Origin of the sequence: Halobacillus sp. BBL2006 (assembly GCF_000786645.1) — a bacterium.
Taxonomy (GTDB): Bacteria; Bacillota; Bacilli; order Bacillales; family Halobacillaceae; genus Halobacillus.
In genome coordinates, this window is record NZ_JRNX01000552.1 from 1 (window position 1) to 3,758 (window position 3,758).

4 protein-coding genes are annotated in these 3,758 nt (G+C 42.4%); all 4 read right to left on the reverse strand.

Annotation, left to right across the window (positions count from 1 at the left end; translation table 11 throughout):
* Positions 1 to 342: 342 nt before the first annotated feature.
* Complete coding sequence (locus tag LD39_RS15745) at positions 343 to 729, reverse strand: HIT family protein (protein WP_035549429.1); 387 nt, start codon at positions 727 to 729, stop codon at positions 343 to 345.
* A gap of 84 nt (positions 730 to 813) precedes the next feature.
* The gene (locus LD39_RS15750) at positions 814 to 2,115 is read right to left on the reverse strand and encodes a pyrimidine-nucleoside phosphorylase (RefSeq protein ID WP_035549432.1); all 1,302 of its coding nucleotides are present in this window, start codon (positions 2,113 to 2,115) and stop codon (positions 814 to 816) included.
* Positions 2,116 to 2,139: 24 nt separating this feature from the next.
* Positions 2,140 to 2,961, reverse strand: coding sequence for a purine-nucleoside phosphorylase (locus LD39_RS15755; protein WP_035549434.1), 822 nt, complete (start codon positions 2,959 to 2,961; stop codon positions 2,140 to 2,142).
* An 11-nt stretch (positions 2,962 to 2,972) separates the two neighbouring features.
* On the reverse strand, positions 2,973 to 3,758 hold a 786-nt coding region (deoB, locus tag LD39_RS15760; RefSeq protein WP_035549437.1), incomplete at its 5' end, for a phosphopentomutase.

Consider the following 3,758-nt stretch of genomic DNA (forward strand, 5'->3'; position numbering starts at 1 on the left):
ATCCGTGTAGGTGGGTTCGTTATTCACCTACATCAAATGGGGTGGTTGGGAAGCTGCGAGACTCCCGTGGGAGAAGGAGATAGGCGAGATCCCGCAGGGTGGTAGCCCGAGGAGCTCGGCGCTCCCCCACAGGAAAGCGAGTAGCTTCCCAATCATCCCTGCCTCCCAGTATGTCAAACGAACCCCAAAACATCTCGAAATCGAGTCTTACAGAATACTGCACGTTTGTTAAATAACATTTATAATCCATTTATTTGTTTTACAAGTTAATATTAAAAAAGGCTTAAATAATCGTGTAAACAAAAAAGACTCTACGAAGCGCAGAGTCTTTTTACATTTAGTTTATGTATTTCTTCTATTAGCTTCCTGTTTGAGCCAGTGTCTGAGCCCGCGTCCTGCATAAGGTTCGTCACTGAATCTTGGGATCACATGTAAATGGGCATGAAAGATGTGCTGCCCGCCAACTTCACCACAGTTATAACCTATGTTATAGCCCTCAGGCCGCCATATCTCGTCCAGCCAATGTTTTACTCGGAGCAGCATTTCCTGTGTATCCGACCATTCTTTAGAACTCAGATCAAATACCGTTCGCTTATGGGCTTTAGGAACAATTAGTCCAGATCCTTTTAAAACAGGCTGATCTTTTTGTAAAAACATGCAGCTTTCGTTTTCAAAAACAATCCGTTGATCCATGTCTAATTCAGGCATACAAAAGACACAATCACTCAATTTAAATTCCCTCCTTCTCCATTAGTACTTTCACAATACCACAACACAAAAAGCCTCGGGGAACCCGAGACTTTTCCTTTGAAATTATTTAATAATATTATGAATCAATGTTGGCTTTTCAACTTTTTCATCAGAAATCGTGTAGGCTTCTTGAACCTTTTTGATAGAGTCGTTGGCATTTTCATTATCACTGTGGAGGATAACAAGCGCTTCGCCTTCTTTAACTTCATCACCGATTTTCTTATTTAAGGTGATCCCAACTCCATGGTTAATTTCATCATCTTTTGTAGCACGTCCAGCTCCAAGATACATGGCTGCAATTCCAATGGACTCTGCATCGATAGCCGATACATAACCACCTTTTGATGCTTTTACTTCAATGTCATACTTAGCTTTAGGTAGCTTCTCCAAATCGTCAATCATGGCAACATCGCCACCTTGTGACTCGATTAAAGTGCGTAGAGATTTGAAGGCTTTGCCGTTCTCGATATTCTCTTCAAGTGCTTGATAAGCATCTTCATAAGAGTCGAACACTTCGGCAAGCACCGTCATATGAGAAGCAATTTCCAAGGATAGTTTGCGTAGGTCTTCAACATTCTTACCCTGTAAAATTTCTGCAGCTTCTTTAATTTCGTTTGCGTTTCCTACCTCGAATCCAAGGGGCTGATTCATATCACTGATTACAGCAACTGTATTGCGACCTAAGTTATTGCCGATATTAACCATCTCTCTAGCAAGGTTTTCTGAATCCTCCAGTGTTTTCATAAACGCACCGGATCCCGTTTTCACATCAAGAACGATGCTGTCAGCACCTGAAGCAAGCTTTTTACTCATGATCGAACCTGCAATTAACGGAAGTGAATCGACAGTCCCTGTAACATCTCGCAACGCATAAAGTTTTTTATCCGCAGGAGCAAGGTTTCCTGTCTGTCCAGCAACAGCCAATTTATTGGTATTAACATTTTCAATGAACTTCTCTTTAGTCATCTCAATCTGAAGTCCTTTTATTGACTCAAGCTTATCTAGGGTTCCTCCTGTATGACCTAGCCCACGACCAGACATTTTCGCAACAGGCACTCCAACAGAAGCTACCAGTGGACCGACGATGAACGTTACTTTATCTCCAACACCGCCAGTGGAGTGTTTATCAACCTTATGGCCTTTAATCGCTGACAGGTCTATTGTTTCCCCTGAATCAACCATTGCCTGAGTCAGCGTAGCTGTTTCTTCTTGGCTCATTCCCTGAAAATAAATAGCCATAGTTAAGGCAGAAGCTTGATAATCAGGTATTTCCCCTTTTGTATAGCCTTCTATAAAAAAGTAGATTTCTTCCTTCGTTAATTCCCCGCCATCTCTCTTTTTGACGATAATGTCATACATTCTCATCTCTATCACCCTTTACTGTATTGTTTAAGCCGGCAATGTCTTCAATGTTTCTTTGACAAAATTCAAGAAATCCTCTCGAACTTGAGCCGTTGTTTCAATTACTTCATCATGTGTTAATGGTTGATCAAGAATCCCTGCCGCCATGTTGGAAATACAGGAAATACCCAAGACACGTAGGCCTGCATGGTTGGCTACCATCACTTCTGGAACAGTTGACATACCAACAGCGTCCCCACCGAGAGTACGTAACATGCGAACCTCTGCGCCTGTTTCGTAAGCTGGCCCTGTGTTTCCTACATAAACTCCTTCCTGCACGTTCAAGTTCAAGCGACCGGCACTTTGTTTTGCATGATCAATGAGTGCACGATCATACGCCTCTGACATATCGGGAAAGCGGGGTCCCATTTTTTCGTCATTTGGACCGATAAGCGGACTATCTCCCATGTTGTTGATGTGATCAGTAATGATCATTAGATTTCCCGGTTCGAAGGATTCATTGATTCCTCCTGCTGCGTTCGTCACAAATAGGGTTTCAACTCCTAATTCTTTCATTACCCGGACAGGAAAAGTCACTTGCTGCATTTTGTAGCCTTCGTAATAGTGAAAACGCCCTTGCATTGCGATGACCTGTCGTCCTTCGAGCTCACCAATTACGAGTTGACCCTTGTGCCCAGAGACAGTGGACTCTGGAAAATGAGGGATATCCGCATAAACAATCGTCTTAGGATTCTGAATTTCATCAGCGAGAACGCCTAGTCCTGATCCTAAGATGAGACCGACTGTTGGTTCAACGTCAATTTGTCCCTGTATAAAATCTGCTGCTTCTTTTACTTTTAGTTGATACATATTCCTCACCCCTATTTGATTTCGTTTAAAAAGCTTTTGCCATGTTCAGGCATTTTGATAGAGAAGTTTTCAGACACCGTCGCTCCAATATCAGCAAAAGTCTGACGTTGGTCCAACTCTTTCCCTTCACTAATCCCATTGTGATAAACCACTAGAGGAACAAGTTCTCTTGTGTGATCTGTTCCGTGGTGTACTGGATCATTTCCATGGTCAGCAGTAATAATCAACAAATCATCGTCCTGCATTTTTTCAAGAACTTCAGGGAGACGCTTATCATAGGCTTCCAAAGCTTCTCCATACCCTAGTGGATCACGACGGTGACCGAATTTCGCATCAAAGTCAACAAGGTTCAGAAAGCTCATACCTTTGAAATCTTTGTCCATTGAATTTACGAGTTGATCCATTCCATCCATATTATCTTTCGTTCGAATTGCTTCAGTGACCCCTTCACCATCATAAATGTCAGAGATTTTGCCTAAGGCAATAACATCAAGGCCTCCATCTTCCATTTCGTTCATGACTGTTCGTCCAAAAGGTTTCAAGGCATAATCATGGCGGTTGGATGTTCGCTCAAACGCTCCAGAACTCCCAACAAACGGGCGGGCAATAACACGGCCAACCATATATTTCTCGTCAAGTGTCAACTCCCTGCACAGTTCACAAATCTCATAAAGTTCTTCTAGTGGAATAACCTCTTCGTGAGCAGCAATTTGCAAGACTGAATCAGCAGATGTATAAATGATCAAATCACCTGTATTCATATGATGCTCACCTAATTCTTTAATGATCTCTGTCCC

Bases quoted from the DNA above. Each gene is read 5' to 3' on its own strand.
- LD39_RS15750 (WP_035549432.1), bottom strand. From the start codon at position 2,115: ATGAGAATGTATGACATTATCGTCAAAAAGAGAGATGGCGGGGAATTA.
- LD39_RS15755 (WP_035549434.1), bottom strand. From the start codon at position 2,961: ATGTATCAACTAAAAGTAAAAGAAGCAGCAGATTTTATACAGGGACAA.